This window comes from Roseateles sp. GW821-FHT09H11, assembly GCF_059415845.1.
In genome coordinates this window covers 1-16,956 of sequence record NZ_JBWKOA010000014.1, presented here as the reverse complement: position 1 = coordinate 16,956, position 16,956 = coordinate 1, and the positions used below count along the sequence as shown (strand labels likewise).

Sequence of the window (16,956 nt, the reverse complement as noted above, 5' to 3'; positions counted from 1 at the left end):
GTCTTGCCATGGTCAACGTGACCAATCGTGCCCACGTTCACGTGCGGCTTGGTACGTTCAAACTTGCCTTTTGCCATTTCAATTCTCCAAAAAGAGCATTTGCCCGGTCTGTTGGTTTAGCGTTTCCGCAGCGTCCTGTATCCCCGGCGACCGGCAACCGGGAGGAGTCACTGCGAAGACGATTCGATGATCGAGAACGAAACGAGCCGGCACCCCAGAGCACCGGCTCAGGTCATCACTTTGCGCGAGCAGTGATGATCGCGTCAGCGACGTTCTTCGGAGCTTCGCTGTAGTGCTTGAACTCCATCGTGTACGTCGCACGGCCCTGCGTGGCCGAACGCAGCGAGGTCGAGTAGCCGAACATCTCGGACAGAGGAACCTCCGCCTTGATGATCTTGCCGCCACCGATCATGTCGTCCATGCCTTGCACCATGCCACGACGGCTGGACAGATCTCCCATCACCGTACCAGCATAGTCTTCCGGCGTTTCGACTTCCACGGCCATCATCGGCTCGAGAATGACCGGGCTGGCGCGACGGCAGGCTTCCTTGAAGCCCATCGAGGCGGCCATCTTGAACGCGTTTTCGTTCGAGTCCACGTCATGGTACGAACCGAAGGTCAGCGTGACCTTCACGTCCACGACCGGGTAGCCGGCCAGCACGCCGTTCGGCAGGCTGTCGATGACACCCTTCTCGACCGCGGGGATGAACTCGCGGGGCACCACGCCGCCCTTGATGGCATCGACGAACTCGAAGCCCTTGCCGGCCTCTTGCGGTTCCAGCGAGAACACGACGTGGCCGTACTGGCCCTTGCCGCCCGACTGGCGCACGAACTTGCCTTCAACGTCGGTCACCGACTTGCGGACCGTTTCGCGGTAGGCAACTTGCGGCTTGCCCACGTTGGCTTCCACGCCGAATTCGCGCTTCATGCGATCGACGATGATTTCCAGGTGAAGCTCGCCCATGCCGGAAATGATGGTCTGGCCGGACTCTTCGTCGGTGCGCAGGCGGAAGGACGGATCTTCGGCCGCCAGACGACCCAGCGCGATGCCCATCTTTTCCTGGTCAGCCTTGGTCTTCGGCTCGACGGCCTGCGAGATCACCGGCTCCGGGAAGACCATGCGCTCCAGCGTGATGATGCTGTCGGGGTCGCACAGGGTTTCGCCCGTGGTGACATCCTTCAGGCCCACGCAGGCAGCAATGTCGCCCGCCAGAATTTCCTTGATTTCTTCACGCTGGTTGGCGTGCATCTGCAGGATCCGGCCGATACGCTCCTTCTTGCCGCGGACCGGGTTGTAGACGGTCGCACCCGACTGCAGCACGCCCGAATAGACGCGCACGAAGGTCAGTTGGCCGACGTACGGGTCGGTCATCAGCTTGAAGGCCAGCGCCGAGAACTTTTCTTCGTCGGTACGCTGACGCGAGATCGGCTGCTCATCTTCGTCCGTGCCCGAGACCGGCGGGATGTCCAGCGGCGACGGCAGGAAGTCGATGACGGCATCCAGCATGCGCTGCACGCCCTTGTTCTTGAACGCGGTGCCGCACAGCATCGGCTGGATCTCGGTCGCGATGGTGCGCTTGCGGATCGCCAGCTTGATCTCTTCCTCGGTCAGGTCGCCCGTCTCGAGGTACTTGTTCATCAGCTCTTCGGTCGCTTCGGCAGCGGCCTCAACCATCTTCTCGCGCCATTCGTTGGCGGTGTCGACGAGGTTGGCCGGGATGTCCTGGTACTCGAACTTCATGCCCTGGGACGCTTCGTCCCAGATGATGGCCTTCATCTTGAGCAGGTCCACCACGCCGGTGAAGTTCTCTTCGGCGCCGATGGGGATCACGATGGGCACCGGATTCGCCTTCAGGCGGGTCTTCATCTGGTCGACGACCTTGAAGAAGTTGGCACCGGTACGGTCCATCTTGTTCACGAACGCCAGACGCGGCACGCGGTACTTGTTGGCCTGGCGCCAGACGGTTTCCGACTGGGGCTGCACGCCGCCGACGGCGCAGTACACCATGCAGGCGCCGTCCAGCACGCGCATCGAACGCTCGACTTCAATCGTGAAGTCCACGTGTCCGGGCGTGTCGATGATGTTGAAGCGATGCTCGGGGTAGGACATGTCCATGCCCTTCCAGAAGCAGGTCGTCGCGGCCGACGTGATCGTGATGCCGCGCTCTTGTTCCTGCTCCATCCAGTCCATCGTGGCAGCGCCGTCGTGCACTTCACCGATCTTGTGGTTCACACCGGTGTAATACAGGATGCGTTCCGTCGTGGTGGTCTTGCCGGCATCGATGTGCGCCGAGATACCGATGTTGCGGTAGCGCTCGATGGGGGTCTTGCGGGACATGGTGTCACTCCAAATGCATGGAGCCGCCATCGGGTCAGTAGTAACCCGAGGCGGCCAGAGAGGTCTTGATTAGAAGCGGAAGTGCGAGAACGCCTTGTTGGCGTCTGCCATGCGGTGGACTTCGTCGCGCTTCTTCATCGCGCCACCACGGCCTTCGGAGGCCTCCAGCAGTTCGTTGGCCAGACGTTGGGCCATCGACTTCTCACCACGCTTGCGCGCGGATTCCTTCAACCAGCGCATGGCGAGGGCCAGACGGCGGACGGGGCGAACTTCCACGGGAACTTGGTAGTTCGCACCGCCAACGCGACGGGACTTCACTTCGACCATGGGCTTCACGTTGTTGATCGCGATCATGAAGATCTCGAGCGGGTCCTTGCCGGACTTCTGCTCGACTTGCTCCAGCGCGCCATAAATGATGCGCTCGGCAACGGCCTTCTTGCCCGATTCCATGATGACGTTCATGAACTTGGACAGATCAACGCTTCCGAACTTCGGGTCCGGCAGGATCTCGCGCTTGGGTACTTCGCGACGACGTGGCATGGGATTCTTCCTTCAATGCTTCAGTTGGTCAGGGCTCTCGCCCCGCCGCGGATCTCCACCGACATCTGGGGGGATCCACTTACTCGGCTGCCGGTGCACAGGCACTCGGGCCGCAAATATTCGATGACCTCTCGGCCACCAAGACCTTGGCTGTAGAGCCTTACTTCTTCGGGCGCTTCGCGCCGTACTTGGAACGCGATTGCTTGCGATCCTTGACGCCTTGCAGGTCGAGCGAGCCGCGCACGATGTGGTAACGCACACCCGGCAAGTCCTTGACCCGGCCGCCGCGCACGAGCACGACGCTGTGCTCTTGCAGGTTGTGGCCTTCACCGCCGATGTACGAGATGACCTCGAAACCGTTGGTCAGGCGAACCTTGGCAACCTTACGAAGCGCCGAGTTCGGCTTCTTCGGGGTGGTGGTGTACACGCGGGTGCAGACGCCACGACGTTGCGGGCACGACTGCATCGCCGGCGACTTGGATTTCGTCACCTCGGTCTCACGACCGTGGCGAACGAGCTGATTGATGGTTGGCATAAGTAACTTGTTCCCGTTTGAAGTCACAACCCCAGCCGGTCTTGGCCTTCAGGAAGTCCACGAATTCGCGGCATCCCACAAGCGACAAAAGCGCAGCGCCTTGCGGCACCACGCTCGAATCAACCCGGGGCCGGTTCGAAACCTGGACCCGAGACGCATCAAGACATGCTGGAGAGCCGGCGATTGTAGGCGAGTTCAACCAAAACACACAAGGCGCTATGCTCCCGGACCCTATGAGCACCGCCGACTCCGCCGCTTTTCCGCTGCATCCGGGCAACGCCGACGACTCGGCGCCCCTGGTCGTCCTCGACACGCAGGTCGTCATGGACTGGCTGGTCTTCAACGAGCCCAGTCTCGCTCCATTGATAGCCGCGGTAGTAAGCCAGCGCTTGCATTGGACGGCCACGGCAGCCATGAAGGCGGAGCTTCTGCATGTGATCGGACGAGGCGTGGCCGCGCGCTACGCCCCGAACCTGGCGCGGGTGCATGAAGCGTTCGCCCAGCACTGCTGCATTGTCGACGAGCCCATACTCGGCATTGCGCGCCCGCGCTGCAGCGATACCGATGACCAGAAGTTCATCGATCTCGGCCTTGCATTGGCGACGACGCATTCGACGAGCTTGATCTCCCGAGACAGGGCCGTGCTCAAGGTGGCCAAACGCGCCGCGAAGCTCGGACTCCCCATCCTTTCCCCCGCCGCCTGGCTGAAGCTGAACGCGGCGAGTTCCACGCCCTGATTTCGTCGCGCCAATGAAAAAGGCTGCCGCCCTTGCGGGACGGCAGCCTTCGGATCAAGCCGCAAGCGGCTCGATGCAGTTGGTGCGTTTACTCGCCGGTGCCGGCGTCGCTGGCCGCGTCGAGCGCGGACAGCTGCACCGCCGCCATTTCCTCGGCTTCCTGGATGGCGATGGAACGGCGCTCGGCGTCGTCCATTTCTTCCTTGGCGCGACGCGCCTGGTGGAAGGCCATGCCGGTACCGGCAGGAATCAGGCGACCCACGATGACGTTCTCCTTCAGACCACGGAGTTCGTCGCGCTTGCCCATGATCGCGGCTTCGGTCAGCACACGGGTCGTTTCCTGGAACGATGCCGCGGAGATGAACGAGTCCGTGGACAGCGAGGCCTTCGTGATACCGAGCAGCACGTCGGCGTGCGTCACGGTCAGCTTGCCCTCGCTGCGCAGGCGGTCGTTGGTGTCCAGCAGCTCCGAACGCTCGACCTGCTCGCCGGCGATGTAGGCCGAGTCGCCCGGGTTGACGATCTGCACGCGGCGCAGCATCTGGCGAACGATCACCTCGATGTGCTTGTCGTTGATCTTCACGCCCTGCAGACGGTACACGTCCTGCACTTCGTCGACGATGTAGCGCGCCAGTTCCTCGATACCCAGCAGACGCAGGATGTCCTGCGGATCGGCCGGGCCGTCGACCACCAGTTCACCGCGGTTCACCACCTGGCCTTCGTGCACCAGGATGTTCTTTTCCTTGGGCACCAGCAGCTCGTGCTTGCGACCTTCCGGATCGGTGATCTCGAGGCGGACCTTGCCCTTGGTCTCCTTGCCGAACGAGACCGTGCCGGTCTGCTCCGCCAGGAAGCCAGCGTCCTTCGGGGAGCGGGCTTCGAAGAGCTCGGCAACACGCGGCAGACCGCCGGTAATGTCGCGGGTCTTCTGACCTTCCACCGGGATACGGGCCAGGACTTCACCAGGAGCAAGCTCCTGACCGTCGCGGATCTGGACCAGCGAGCCGACCTGGAAGCCGATCGTCACCGAGTGATCGGTGCCGGGGATCTTCACTTCCTGGCCATTGGCGTCGAGCAGCTTGACCTGCGGCCGGATGACCTTGGCAGCACCGCGGCGCTTCGGGTCGATCACGACCAGCGTGGACAGGCCCGTCACTTCGTCGACCTGCTTGGCCACGGTGACGCCTTCCTCGACGTTCTCGAACTTCGCCTGACCGGCGAATTCCGTGATGATCGGGCGGGTCAGCGGGTCCCAGGTCGCCAGGATGGTGCCGGCCTTGATGGTCTGGTCAGCCTTGATGTTCAGCAGGGCGCCGTAAGGCACCTTGTGACGCTCGCGCTCACGGCCATGCGGATCGGAGATGACGATTTCGCCGGAACGCGAGATCACCACCAGTTCGCCCTTGCCGTTCGTGACGTAGCGCATCGTGGCGTTGAAACCGATGATGCCGTCCGACTTCGCTTCCACGCTCGAGGCCACCGCCGCGCGCGACGCCGCACCGCCGATGTGGAACGTCCGCATCGTCAGCTGGGTGCCGGGTTCGCCGATCGACTGGGCGGCGATGACGCCGACCGCTTCACCGGTGTTCACCATGCCGCCACGACCCAGGTCGCGGCCATAGCACTTCGCGCACAGACCGAAACGGGTGCCGCAGGTCAGCGGGGTGCGGACCTTGACCTCGTCCACGCCGGCAGCTTCCAGCATGTCCAGGATGTCTTCATCCAGCATGTTGCCGGCGGTCAGCAGGACGCCTTGCGTTTCCGGATGCACGACATCGATCGCGGCCACGCGACCCAGGATCCGGTCACGCAGGGACTCGATCACCTCACCGCCTTCCACCAGGGCGCGCATGTTGATGCCGTTGTCCGTGCCGCAATCGGATTCGGTCACGACCAGATCCTGCGTCACGTCGACCAGGCGGCGGGTCAGGTAACCCGAGTTCGCGGTCTTCAGCGCCGTGTCCGCCAGGCCCTTACGAGCACCGTGGGTGGAGATGAAGTACTGCAGAACGTTCAGGCCTTCGCGGAAGTTCGCCGTGATCGGCGTCTCGATGATCGAGCCGTCCGGCTTCGCCATCAGGCCGCGCATGCCGGCCAGCTGACGGATCTGCGCCGCGGAACCCCGCGCGCCCGAGTCGGCCATCATGTAGATCGAGTTGAACGACTCCTGCTCGACTTCCTTGCCGTGGCGGTCCAGGATCTTTTCCTTGGACAACTGCGACATCATGACCTTGCCGACTTCGTCACCGGTCTTGCCCCAGATGTCGACCACCTTGTTGTAGCGCTCGCCGGCGGTCACGAGACCCGAGACGTACTGCTGCTCGATCTCCTTGACTTCCTTCTCGGCCCGGTCGATCAGCTCGACCTTCTGCTTGGGCACGAGCATGTCATCGATGGCGATCGAGATGCCCGCGCGCGTGGCCAGCTTGAAACCGGCCTGCAGCAGCTTGTCTGCCAGCACCACGGTTTCCTTCAGGCCGCACTTGCGGAAGGACGTGTTGATCAGCTTGGAGATTTCCTTCTTCTTCAACGCCTTGTTGATGTTGGAGAAGGGAAGGCCCTTGGGCAGGATCTCGGACAGCAGCGCACGGCCCACGGTCGTGTCCGTCAGCTTGGTCTGGGCGACCCATTCCTCGCCGTCCTTGACGTACTCGGTCAGGCGCACGCTGATCTTGGCGGTGATCTCCACCGCGCCGTTCTCCAGCGCGCGGATCATCTCGGGGATGTCCGAGAAGACCATGCCCTCGCCCTTGCCGTTGGTGCGCTCGCGGGTCGCGTAGTACAGACCCAGCACCACGTCTTGCGACGGCACGATCGACGGCTCGCCCGAGGCCGGGAACAGCACGTTGTTCGAAGCCAGCATCAGCACGCGGGCTTCCATCTGCGCTTCGATCGACAGCGGCACGTGGACGGCCATCTGGTCACCGTCGAAGTCGGCGTTGAACGCCGCGCAGACCAGCGGATGCAGCTGGATCGCCTTGCCTTCGATCAGCACCGGCTCGAACGCCTGGATGCCCAGGCGGTGCAGCGTCGGTGCGCGGTTCAGCAGGACCGGGTGCTCCTTGATGACCTCTTCCAGGATGTCCCAGACGACGGGGGTGCCGCTCTCGACTTCCTTCTTCGCGGCCTTGATCGTGGTCGCGATGCCCATCGCTTCCAGACGCGAGAAGATGAAGGGCTTGAACAGCTCCAGCGCCATCAGCTTCGGCAGGCCGCACTGGTGCAGCTTGAGCGTCGGGCCCACGGTGATGACCGAACGGCCCGAGTAGTCGACGCGCTTGCCCAGCAAGTTCTGACGGAAGCGACCGCTCTTGCCCTTGATCATGTCGGCCAGCGACTTGAGGGCACGCTTGTTCGCACCGGTCATCGCCTTGCCGCGACGGCCGTTGTCCAGCAGCGAGTCGACGGCTTCCTGCAGCATGCGCTTTTCGTTGCGCACGATGATCTCAGGGGCCTTCAGCTCGAGCAGACGTGCCAGGCGGTTGTTGCGGTTGATGACGCGGCGGTACAGGTCATTCAGGTCCGACGTCGCGAAGCGACCACCGTCCAGCGGCACCAGCGGACGCAGGTCCGGCGGCAGCACCGGCAGCACTTCCAGCACCATCCAGTTCGGCTTGATGCCCGAGCGCTTGAAGGCCTCCATCACCTTGAGGCGCTTGGAGTTCTTCTTGATCTTCAGCTCGGAGCCGGTCATGTCGTTGCGCAGGCGGTCGATCTCGACGTCGAGATCCATTTCCGCCAGCAGCTTCTGGATGCCTTCGGCGCCCATCAGCGCGATGAACTCGTCACCGAACTCGATGCGCTTCGCGTCGTAGTCGTCCTCGGACATGATGCTGAACTTCTTCAGCGGGGTCATGCCCGGATCCACCACGACGTACGCTTCGAAGTACAGCACGCGCTCGATGTCGCGCAGCGTCATGTCGAGCACCAGGCCCAGACGCGACGGCAGCGACTTCAGGAACCAGATGTGCGCGCAAGGAGCGGCCAGCTCGATGTGGCCCATGCGCTCACGGCGCACCTTGGTCTGGGTGACTTCGACGCCGCACTTCTCGCAGATCACGCCACGGTGCTTCAGGCGCTTGTACTTGCCGCACAGGCACTCGTAGTCCTTGATCGGGCCGAAGATCTTGGCGCAGAACAGGCCATCACGTTCCGGCTTGAACGTCCGGTAGTTGATGGTCTCGGGCTTCTTCACTTCACCGAACGACCACGAGCGGATCTTCTCGGGCGAGGCCAGCCCGATCTTGATCGCGTCGAAATGTTCGTCCGGCGTGAATTGCTTGAACAGGTCCAACAAACCCTTCATACGATTCTCCTGTTCTCTTTAGTTGCGCTCGAGCTCGATGTCGATGCCCAGCGAACGAATTTCCTTCACCAGCACATTGAACGACTCGGGCATGCCGGCTTCGATCGAGTGCTCGCCCTTGACGATGGACTCGTACACCTTCGTACGGCCGTTCACGTCGTCGGACTTGACCGTCAGCATTTCCTGCAGGATGTACGAAGCGCCGTAGGCTTCCAGCGCCCACACTTCCATCTCGCCGAAACGCTGTCCGCCGAACTGCGCCTTGCCGCCCAGCGGCTGCTGCGTGACCAGCGAGTACGGACCGGTGGAACGGGCATGCATCTTGTCGTCGACCAGGTGATGCAGCTTCAGCACGTGCATGTAGCCGATCGTCGTGGGACGCTCGAACTGCTCGCCGGTGCGGCCGTCATACAGGAAGGCCTGCGTGCGCGTGGGCGTCAGCCCCTTCTTCGCCGCGATGTCGTCCGGATAGGCCAGCTTCAGCATCGCGCGGATTTCGCTTTCCTTCGCACCGTCGAAGACGGGGGTGGCGAAGGTGGCGCCGTGCTGCAGGTTCTGGGCCATGCCGAGGATCTCGTCATCGCTCAGTTGCGCGAGCTCTTCGGACTTGCCGCCGTTCTGGTTGAACAGCTGGTCCATGAAGTCGCGCAGCTCGGCCACACGGGCCTCGCGTTGCAGCATGTCGCCGATGCGTTGGCCAATGCCCTTGCCAGCCCAGCCCAGATGGACTTCCAGCACCTGACCCACGTTCATCCGCGACGGGACGCCCAGCGGGTTCAGCACGATGTCGGCAGGCGTGCCGTCGGCCATGTAGGGCATGTCTTCGATCGGCGTGATCTTGGACACGACACCCTTGTTGCCGTGACGGCCGGCCATCTTGTCGCCAGGCTGCAGGCGGCGCTTGACGGCCAGGTAGACCTTGACCATCTTCAGCACGCCGGCCGGCAGCTCGTCGCCTTGCGTCAGCTTCTTGCGCTTCTCGTCATAGGCGAGATCGAAGCTGTGGCGGGTCTGCTCCAGCGAGTTCTTGATCGATTCCAGCTGGTTGGCGATGTCGTCCTCGGCGGGACGGACGTCGAACCAGTGGAACTTCTCGACCTCGGCCAGGTAGTCCTTCGAGATGACGGTGCCCTTGGTGATCTTCTTCGGACCACCGTTGGCGACCTTGTTCACCAGGAGCTTCTCGACGCGGTCGAACGCGTCGGCTTCCACGATGCGCAGCTGGTCGTTCAGGTCCAGGCGGAAGCGCTTCAGCTCGTCGTCGATGATCTGCTGGGCGCGCTTGTCGCGCTGGATGCCTTCGCGGGTGAACACCTGCACGTCGATGACCGTGCCGTTGGTGCCCTGGTCCACGCGCAGCGACGTGTCCTTCACGTCCGAAGCCTTCTCGCCGAAGATCGCGCGCAGCAGCTTCTCTTCCGGCGTCAGCGTGGTCTCGCCCTTCGGCGTGACCTTGCCGACCAGCACGTCGCCCGGGTTCACCTCGGCACCGATGTACACGATGCCGGATTCGTCCAGACGAGCCAGTTGCTGTTCGCTCAGGTTCGGGATGTCGCGGGTGATTTCCTCACTGCCCAGCTTCGTGTCACGCGCCATGACCACCAGTTCCTCGATGTGGATCGAGGTGTAGCGGTCTTCGGCCACCACGCGTTCGGAGATCAGGATCGAGTCTTCGAAGTTGTAGCCGTTCCACGGCATGAACGCGACCAGCATGTTCTGGCCCAGCGCCAGTTCACCCAGGTCGGTCGAGGCGCCGTCGGCGATGATGTCTTCGGCGGCGACCTTGTCACCGCGCTTGACGATCGGACGCTGATGGATGTTGGTGTTCTGGTTGCTACGCTGATACTTGATCAGGTTGTAGATGTCGACACCGACTTCACCGGCCACGGTCTCGTCGTCGTTCACGCGGATCACGATGCGGTTCGTGTCCACGTAGTCGACCACGCCGCCGCGGCGAGCCGCGACCACCGTGCCCGAGTCCTTCGCGGCCACGCGCTCGACGCCCGTGCCGACGAACGCCTTTTCAGGGCGCAGGGTCGGAACGGCCTGACGCTGCATGTTCGCGCCCATCAGCGCGCGGTTCGCATCGTCGTGCTCCAGGAACGGCACCAGCGACGCCGCCACCGACACGATCTGGGTCGGCGCCACGTCCATGTACTGGATGCGTTCCGGCGAGGTCAGCACCGATTCACCGTTCTCACGCGCGGAGACCAGTTCGTCGACCAGTTGACCTTGTTCGTTCAGCGACGCGTTCGCCTGGGCGATCACGTACTTGCCTTCTTCGATCGCGGACAGGTAGTCGATCTGGTTGGTGACCTTCGAGTCCACCACGCGGCGGTACGGGGTCTCCAGGAAGCCGTACTCGTTCAGGCGCGCATACAGCGCCAGCGAGTTGATCAGACCGATGTTCGGGCCTTCCGGCGTTTCGATCGGGCAGACGCGGCCATAGTGGGTCGGGTGCACGTCGCGGACTTCGAAGCCGGCACGCTCGCGGGTCAGACCGCCCGGGCCCAGGGCCGAGACGCGACGCTTGTGCGTGATCTCGGACAGGGGGTTGGTCTGGTCCATGAACTGCGACAGCTGCGACGCACCGAAGAACTCCTTCAGCGCCGCGGAGATCGGCTTGGAGTTGATCAGGTCGTGCGGCATCAGGGCTTCGGTCTCGGCCTGGCCCAGACGTTCCTTGACGGCCTTCTCGATACGGGCCAAGCCAGAGCGGTACTGGTTCTCGGCCAGTTCGCCGACGCAACGGACGCGACGGTTGCCCAAGTGGTCGATGTCATCGACCTCGCCGCGACCATTGCGCAGCTCGACCAGGATCTTGACGACGTCGAGGATGTCCTCGTTCGACAGCGTCATCGCACCGGTCGGGATGTCGCGGCCCACGCGGGCGTTGAACTTCATGCGGCCGACGCGCGACAGGTCGTACGTGTCTTCGCTGTAGAACAGGCGGTTGAACAGCGCTTCGACCGCGTCTTCCGTCGGCGGCTCGCCGGGGCGCATCATGCGATAGATCGCGACGCGGGCCGCCAGCTGATCGGCGGTCTCGTCCGAGGCCAGCGTCTGGCTGATGTACGCGCCTTCGTCCAGCTCGTTGGTGAACAACGCCTGGATGTCCTTGATGCCGGCGCCGCGCAGCTTCTTCAGCAGCGAGTCGGTCAGCTCATCGTTGGCCTTCGCGATGATCTCGCCGGTGTCCGGGTCGACCATGTTCTTGGCCAGCACACGGCCCAGCAGGAAGTCTTCCGGCACGGTCACATGCTGCGTGCCGGACTGCTCCAGCTGACGCACGTGACGGGCGGTGATGCGCTTGTCCTTCTCGACCAGCACGTTGCCGCTCTTGTCGGTGATGTCGAAGCGCGCGACTTCTCCCTTCAGGCGTTCGGCCACGAACTCCATCTGGGCGCCCGAATCCATCAGGCGGAAATTGTCGAAGACGAAGAAGTGCGCCAGGATCTGCTCGGGATTCAGGCCGATGGCCTTGAGCAGGATCGTGACCGGCATCTTGCGGCGGCGGTCGACGCGGAAGTACAGGATGTCCTTCGGGTCGAACTCGAAGTCCAGCCACGAGCCGCGATACGGAATGATGCGGGCCGAGAACAGCAGCTTGCCGGACGAGTGGGTCTTGCCCTTGTCATGCTCGAAGAACACGCCGGGCGAACGGTGCAGCTGCGAGACGATGACGCGCTCGGTGCCGTTGATGATGAACGAGCCGTAGTCGGTCATGAGCGGCACTTCGCCCATGTAGACCTCTTGCTCCTTGATCTCCTTGACCGTCTTCGGCTGCGGGCTTTCCCGGTCGTAGATGATCATCTGCAGCTTCGCACGCACGGCGGCGGCGAAGGTCAGACCACGCTGCTGGCATTCGCGGACGTCGAACGGCGGCTTGGCGATGTTGAATTCGAGGAACTTCATTTCCACGAACCCGTTGTGCGACGTGATCGGGAACGTGGAGAGGAACGCCGCTTGCAGGCCTTCCGGTTTGCGCTTCAGGGGAGCGACATCCTTTTGCAGGAAGTCGACATACGACTCCTTCTGCATCGTCAGCAGGTACGGAACGTTGAGCACGCTCACGCGCTTGCCGAAGCTCTTGCGGATGCGCTTGCGCTCGGTGTAGCTGTAGGGGGTTGCTTGCGCCATAAAGACTCCGTGTCGAGCGCGCCCCTGGCCTGGAGGCGTGCTGCGTCGGCGACTGGCTGTTCGGGCGTTGCACCACGAAGCTTGGTGGTTGGCCACTACCAACCGCTGGCGGACAACCCCGATCACCGGGCGGCACGGAGGGCGTTGCACCCCACGCGTGACGCACGGCTTGACCGCGGTCCGACCAAACCGTTCTCTGCAGTCGGATCAGAGAACACTCGAAAGAACCGTGCATGATACAGCACGATGCTTTCGATTGCTCTTTGTCAACCGAAACCATCCCAGGACAAACCCTGAAACGAGGAAAGGGGAGGCCCCATGGGACCACCCCTCTCGCGGTGCGGAACCCGGTGAACGCGCCACCGGATCCCCACAAGGTCTTACTTGAGTTCGACCTTGGCGCCGGCTTCTTCCAGCTTCTTCTTGGCAGCTTCGGCGTCGGCCTTGGCGATGCCTTCCTTGACGGGCTTCGGAGCGCCGTCGACCAGGTCCTTGGCTTCCTTCAGGCCCAGGCCGGTGATTTCGCGAACGGCCTTGATGACCGAGACCTTCTGAGCGCCGGCGTCGGTCAGGACGACGGTGAACTCGGTCTTTTCTTCAGCGGCGGCAGCGCCACCGGCGGCAGCGCCACCAGCAGCCGGAGCGGCCATCGAAGCGGCGGACACGCCGAACTTCTCTTCAATCGCCTTGACCAGGTCGTTCAGTTCCAGAACGGTCATGCTGTCCAGGGCAGCCAGGAAAGCGTCTTTGTCGAATGCCATGATAGGTTCCTAAATACAGAGAGATTTGAATGCGCGAATGCAGCGTCGATCAGGCCGCGGCGGGAGCTTCTTCGGCGACGGCTTCGGCGCCGCCACCCTTCTGCTGAGCCAGGGCAGCCAGCACGGCCGCGGTGCGTTGCACCGGCGACTTGAGCAGGCCGGCGATCTGCGACAGCAGGACTTCCTTGCTCGGGACAGACGCGAGCGCTTTCACGCCGTTGACGTCCAGAGCCTTGCCGCCGTAGGCACCACCCTTGATGACGAGCTTGTCGTTGGTCTTGGCAAAGTCAGCGATGACTTTGGCAGCCGCGACAGCGTCTTCCGAAAAGCCGTAGATCAGCGGGCCGACCATGGCATCCGTTGCAGCCTCGAACGAGGTGCCGGCGACAGCACGACGCGCCAGGGTGTTCTTCAGGACATGAAGGTACACGCCTTGGGCACGCGCGGTGACGCGCAGCTTGTTCAGGGCTTCAACGGTGAGGCCACGATACTCAGCCAACGCCAGCGTCTGGGACTTGGCGGCTTGCGCTGCCACGTCGGACACGACGGCTGCTTTCTCGTTGCGATTGAGACTCAAGGTCTACTCCTCACATTTCGCCCTCGACGCGATGTTTCACCATCGCGTCTCGGGCACCGGAATCAGCGACCTCCTGTCAGGAACCCATCGCGACGAATCGCGATTCGAATCCTTTCAGCGGGACCGCCATCTGCGCTGGCTGGGGGCCGGAGCCTCCGATTAAGCGATCTCCCCGGAATTGCGGGATCTCTCGCCAGCGGTCTTGGATGACCTGGCCGGATTGCTCCGGCCAGCCCACCAATTCATCAGCGTCACGCCAGACTCGCGCGACGCCTCGATTGAATGCAGCTTAGGCAGCGGCCGCGGCGTTGATCGTGCCGACGTCCACGCGGGCGCCAACGCCCATCGTCGACGAGACAGCGACCTTGCGCAGGTAGATGCCCTTGCTCGAGGCCGGCTTGGCCTTGTTCAGGGCTTCGACCAGCGCGCGCAGGTTGCCTTCCAGCTTGTCGGTGTCGAACGAACGACGGCCGATCGTGCCGTGGATGATGCCGGCCTTGTCGACGCGGAACTGGACTTGACCAGCCTTCGCGTTCTTGACGGCGGTGGCGACGTCCGGGGTCACGGTGCCGACCTTCGGGTTCGGCATCAGGCCGCGCGGGCCCAGGATCTGACCCAGGGTACCGACGATACGCATCGTGTCCGGCGAGGCGATCACGACGTCGAAGGGCATGTCGCCCGCCTTGACGCGCTCGGCCAGGTCTTCCATGCCGACGACGTCGGCGCCAGCGGCCTTGGCTTCTTCAGCCTTGGCGCCTTGGGCGAACACGGCGACGCGCTTGGTCTTGCCGATGCCGTTTGGCATCACGACGGCGCCACGGACCACCTGGTCCGACTTCTTCGCATCGACACCCAGCTGGATCGACACGTCGATGGCTTCATCGAACTTGGCGGTGGCGCATTCCTTGACCAGGTTGATCGCGTCGGACAACGCGTACAGCTTGGTCGATTCCACCTTGCCCTGCAGGGCTTGTTGACGCTTGGTCAGCTTGGCCATGTCAGACACCCTCCACGATGATGCCCATCGAACGGGCGGAGCCGGCGATGGTACGGACTGCGGCATCCATGTCGGCGGCCGTCAGGTCCTTCTGCTTGGTCTTGGCGATCTCTTCCAGCTGGGCGCGGGTCAGCTTGCCGACCTTGTCCAGATGGGGGCGCTGCGAGCCCTTTTCGATCTTGGCAGCCTTCTTGATCAGCACGGTCGCCGGGGGCGACTTGATGATGAACGTGAAGCTCTTGTCCGCGAAGGCGGTGATCACGACGGGCAGCTTGAGGCCCGGCTCATAGCTCTGCGTCTGGGCGTTGAACGCCTTGCAGAATTCCATGATGTTCAGACCACGCTGACCCAGCGCGGGACCGACCGGAGGCGACGGGTTCGCCTTGCCAGCCGGGATTTGCAGCTTGATGTAGCCGACAATCTTCTTGGCCATGTTTTCTCCTGATGGCAACGCGACGGCCACGCCGCATCGCCTGAGTGCTAACGCAAGGGGCTGGTCAGAGACTTACCCTTGCTCCTCTTGTCCGCCTCTCGTTGCGGACTGGTCACGGAAGGTCGTGCCGGCCTGCGCCGTCGAGCACCTTCAAGCTCTTGTTCCTGAAACGACCGATGGCGGCCAAGGCCGCCATGCCGTCTCGCGCGCGATCAGACCTTCTCGACCTGGGCGAAATCCAGCTCGACGGGCGTCGCACGGCCGAAGATCGTGACCGAGACGCGCAGCTTCGACTTGTCGTAGTTGACTTCTTCGATGCTGCCGTTGAAGTCGGTGAACGGACCTTCCTTGACGCGGACGATCTCGCCGACGATCCATTCCACCTTCGGACGCGGTTTGTCCACGCCCTCTTGCATCTGGTTGACGATCTTCATGACCTCGGCTTCCGAGATCGGCGCCGGGCGGTTCTTCGCGCCACCGACGAAGCCGGTGACCTTCGACGTGTGCTTGACCAGATGCCAGCTGTCGTCGTCCATGAACATCTCGACCAGCACGTAGCCCGGGAAGAAGCGGCGCTCGGTCACGGCCTTCTTGCCGTTCTTCAGCTCGACGACTTCTTCGGTCGGCACCAGGATGCGGCCGAACTTGTCTTGCATGCCGGCACGGTCGATGCGTTCACGCAGGTTGCGCTCCACCGCCTTTTCCATGCCGGAATAGGCGTGAACGACATACCAGCGCTTGGCCGGGCCAGCGGGCGCGGTCGACTCGGTCGCAACGACGTTTTGATCTTCGCTCATCTTGGTCCCTATCCGTTCCCGCTCAGCGCTTCCAACCCAGGATCAGGTCGTAGAACACCCATTCCAGCGTCTTGTCGGTGAACCACAGGAACAGCGCCATCACCACGACGAACGCGAACACGTACAGCGTCATCTGGCGGGCCTCCTTGTGGGTCGGCCAGACCACCTTGCCCACTTCCTTGATCGAATCCTGACCGTAGGCGATCAGCGACTTGCCGGATTCCGACGTGAAGAACGCAGCCACGGCCGCGGCCAGCAGCGCCAGCAGGGCGCCCCATTGCACCCACGGACCCTGCTTGCTCAGCACATAGAACGCCACGATCGCCGCGATCAGCAGCACCACGGCGCCGGCCAGCTTGACCTTGTCGGCGCCCGTCGTGACGGTTTCGACTTGAGGATTGGACATTGAACTCACTTCCGTGCCGCGACACGATGTCGCGGCCTTTGTCCGCCCAAACATTTGGACGAACCCACCAGCAGCAAAGCCCGCCGAGATAACTCCCGCGGGCTTGCCTTGACCACTAGGACCAACGTTCGCTTATCGCTGATCGTTGGCAGGGGCAGAGGGTCTCGAACCCCCAACCTTCGGTTTTGGAGACCGACGCTCTGCCAATTGAGCTATGCCCCTGTGGCCTCAAACTTGAATTACTCGATGATCGTCGCCACGACGCCCGAGCCGACGGTACGACCGCCTTCACGGATGGCGAAGCGCAGACCCTGCTCCATGGCGATCGGAGCGATCAGCTTCACGGTGATGCTGACGTTGTCGCCAGGCATGACCATTTCCTTGTCCTT

General features: G+C 62.9%; 13 protein-coding genes, 1 tRNA gene and 1 pseudogene. 1 reads left to right on the top strand and 14 read right to left on the bottom strand.

The features are described 5' to 3' along the window. The 4 genes and pseudogenes from AC07PR_RS29520 to rpsL form a co-directional block, all read right to left on the bottom strand. A pseudogene (locus AC07PR_RS29520) lies at nucleotides 1-77 on the bottom strand (GTP-binding protein); the annotation flags it as partial. 158 nt (nucleotides 78-235) lie between these two features. After that, nucleotides 236-2,338: an elongation factor G gene (gene fusA / locus AC07PR_RS29515; RefSeq protein ID WP_431101405.1), complete on the bottom strand. Its 2,103-nt coding sequence runs from the start codon at nucleotides 2,336-2,338 to the stop codon at nucleotides 236-238. A 69-nt stretch (nucleotides 2,339-2,407) separates the two neighbouring features. Beyond that, nucleotides 2,408-2,878 carry a 30S ribosomal protein S7 gene (gene rpsG / locus AC07PR_RS29510; protein ID WP_067070490.1) on the bottom strand — a complete coding sequence of 157 codons (471 nt, stop codon included), beginning with the start codon at nucleotides 2,876-2,878 and terminating at the stop codon, nucleotides 2,408-2,410. Nucleotides 2,879-3,038: 160 nt separating this feature from the next. Then, on the bottom strand, nucleotides 3,039-3,413 hold the full coding sequence (gene rpsL, locus AC07PR_RS29505; protein WP_067278874.1) for a 30S ribosomal protein S12: 375 nt from the start codon (nucleotides 3,411-3,413) through the stop codon (nucleotides 3,039-3,041). Nucleotides 3,414-3,646: 233 nt separating this feature from the next. On the opposite strand from rpsL, the gene AC07PR_RS29500 reads away from it, so the two are divergent. Then, nucleotides 3,647-4,150, top strand: coding sequence for a PIN domain-containing protein (locus AC07PR_RS29500; protein WP_495137414.1), 504 nt, complete (start codon nucleotides 3,647-3,649; stop codon nucleotides 4,148-4,150). 88 nt (nucleotides 4,151-4,238) lie between these two features. Here AC07PR_RS29500 and rpoC read toward each other — a convergent pair whose 3' ends face one another. The 10 genes from rpoC to AC07PR_RS29450 form a co-directional block, all read right to left on the bottom strand. Continuing rightward, nucleotides 4,239-8,456, bottom strand: a complete 4,218-nt coding sequence (rpoC, locus tag AC07PR_RS29495) for a DNA-directed RNA polymerase subunit beta' (RefSeq protein ID WP_377158116.1) — start codon at nucleotides 8,454-8,456, stop codon at nucleotides 4,239-4,241. Between the two features lie 18 nt (nucleotides 8,457-8,474). Continuing rightward, on the bottom strand, nucleotides 8,475-12,596 hold the full coding sequence (rpoB, locus tag AC07PR_RS29490) for a DNA-directed RNA polymerase subunit beta (RefSeq protein WP_495137413.1): 4,122 nt from the start codon (nucleotides 12,594-12,596) through the stop codon (nucleotides 8,475-8,477). A gap of 380 nt (nucleotides 12,597-12,976) precedes the next feature. Then, nucleotides 12,977-13,357, bottom strand: a complete 381-nt coding sequence (rplL, locus tag AC07PR_RS29485) for a 50S ribosomal protein L7/L12 (protein WP_067278882.1) — start codon at nucleotides 13,355-13,357, stop codon at nucleotides 12,977-12,979. 49 nt (nucleotides 13,358-13,406) lie between these two features. Beyond that, entirely contained in the window at nucleotides 13,407-13,934 is a 528-nt protein-coding gene (gene rplJ / locus AC07PR_RS29480; RefSeq protein ID WP_377158119.1) for a 50S ribosomal protein L10, read from the bottom strand. 289 nt (nucleotides 13,935-14,223) lie between these two features. Next, complete coding sequence (rplA, locus tag AC07PR_RS29475) at nucleotides 14,224-14,931, bottom strand: 50S ribosomal protein L1 (protein WP_377158121.1); 708 nt, start codon at nucleotides 14,929-14,931, stop codon at nucleotides 14,224-14,226. A gap of 1 nt (nucleotide 14,932) precedes the next feature. Beyond that, the gene (rplK, locus tag AC07PR_RS29470) at nucleotides 14,933-15,364 is read right to left on the bottom strand and encodes a 50S ribosomal protein L11 (protein ID WP_067278896.1); all 432 of its coding nucleotides are present in this window, start codon (nucleotides 15,362-15,364) and stop codon (nucleotides 14,933-14,935) included. A gap of 212 nt (nucleotides 15,365-15,576) precedes the next feature. Beyond that, nucleotides 15,577-16,161, bottom strand: coding sequence for a transcription termination/antitermination protein NusG (gene nusG, locus AC07PR_RS29465; RefSeq protein ID WP_377158123.1), 585 nt, complete (start codon nucleotides 16,159-16,161; stop codon nucleotides 15,577-15,579). A 22-nt stretch (nucleotides 16,162-16,183) separates the two neighbouring features. Further along, entirely contained in the window at nucleotides 16,184-16,567 is a 384-nt protein-coding gene (secE, locus tag AC07PR_RS29460; RefSeq protein WP_377158125.1) for a preprotein translocase subunit SecE, read from the bottom strand. A 146-nt stretch (nucleotides 16,568-16,713) separates the two neighbouring features. Further along, nucleotides 16,714-16,789, bottom strand: a tRNA-Trp gene (locus AC07PR_RS29455). 17 nt (nucleotides 16,790-16,806) lie between these two features. After that, nucleotides 16,807-16,956, bottom strand: a 150-nt coding sequence (locus tag AC07PR_RS29450; RefSeq protein ID WP_495137415.1) for an EF-Tu C-terminal domain-related protein, incomplete at its 5' end; no start/stop codon positions are given.

Bases quoted from the DNA above. Each gene is read 5' to 3' on its own strand.
- fusA (WP_431101405.1), bottom strand. From the start codon at position 2,338: ATGTCCCGCAAGACCCCCATCGAGCGCTACCGCAACATCGGTATCTCG.
- rpsG (WP_067070490.1), bottom strand. From the start codon at position 2,878: ATGCCACGTCGTCGCGAAGTACCCAAGCGCGAGATCCTGCCGGACCCG.
- rpsL (WP_067278874.1), bottom strand. From the start codon at position 3,413: ATGCCAACCATCAATCAGCTCGTTCGCCACGGTCGTGAGACCGAGGTG.
- AC07PR_RS29500 (WP_495137414.1), top strand. From the start codon at position 3,647: ATGAGCACCGCCGACTCCGCCGCTTTTCCGCTGCATCCGGGCAACGCC.
- rpoC (WP_377158116.1), bottom strand. From the start codon at position 8,456: ATGAAGGGTTTGTTGGACCTGTTCAAGCAATTCACGCCGGACGAACAT.
- rpoB (WP_495137413.1), bottom strand. From the start codon at position 12,596: ATGGCGCAAGCAACCCCCTACAGCTACACCGAGCGCAAGCGCATCCGC.
- rplL (WP_067278882.1), bottom strand. From the start codon at position 13,357: ATGGCATTCGACAAAGACGCTTTCCTGGCTGCCCTGGACAGCATGACC.
- rplA (WP_377158121.1), bottom strand. From the start codon at position 14,931: ATGGCCAAGCTGACCAAGCGTCAACAAGCCCTGCAGGGCAAGGTGGAA.
- rplK (WP_067278896.1), bottom strand. From the start codon at position 15,364: ATGGCCAAGAAGATTGTCGGCTACATCAAGCTGCAAATCCCGGCTGGC.
- nusG (WP_377158123.1), bottom strand. From the start codon at position 16,161: ATGAGCGAAGATCAAAACGTCGTTGCGACCGAGTCGACCGCGCCCGCT.
- secE (WP_377158125.1), bottom strand. From the start codon at position 16,567: ATGTCCAATCCTCAAGTCGAAACCGTCACGACGGGCGCCGACAAGGTC.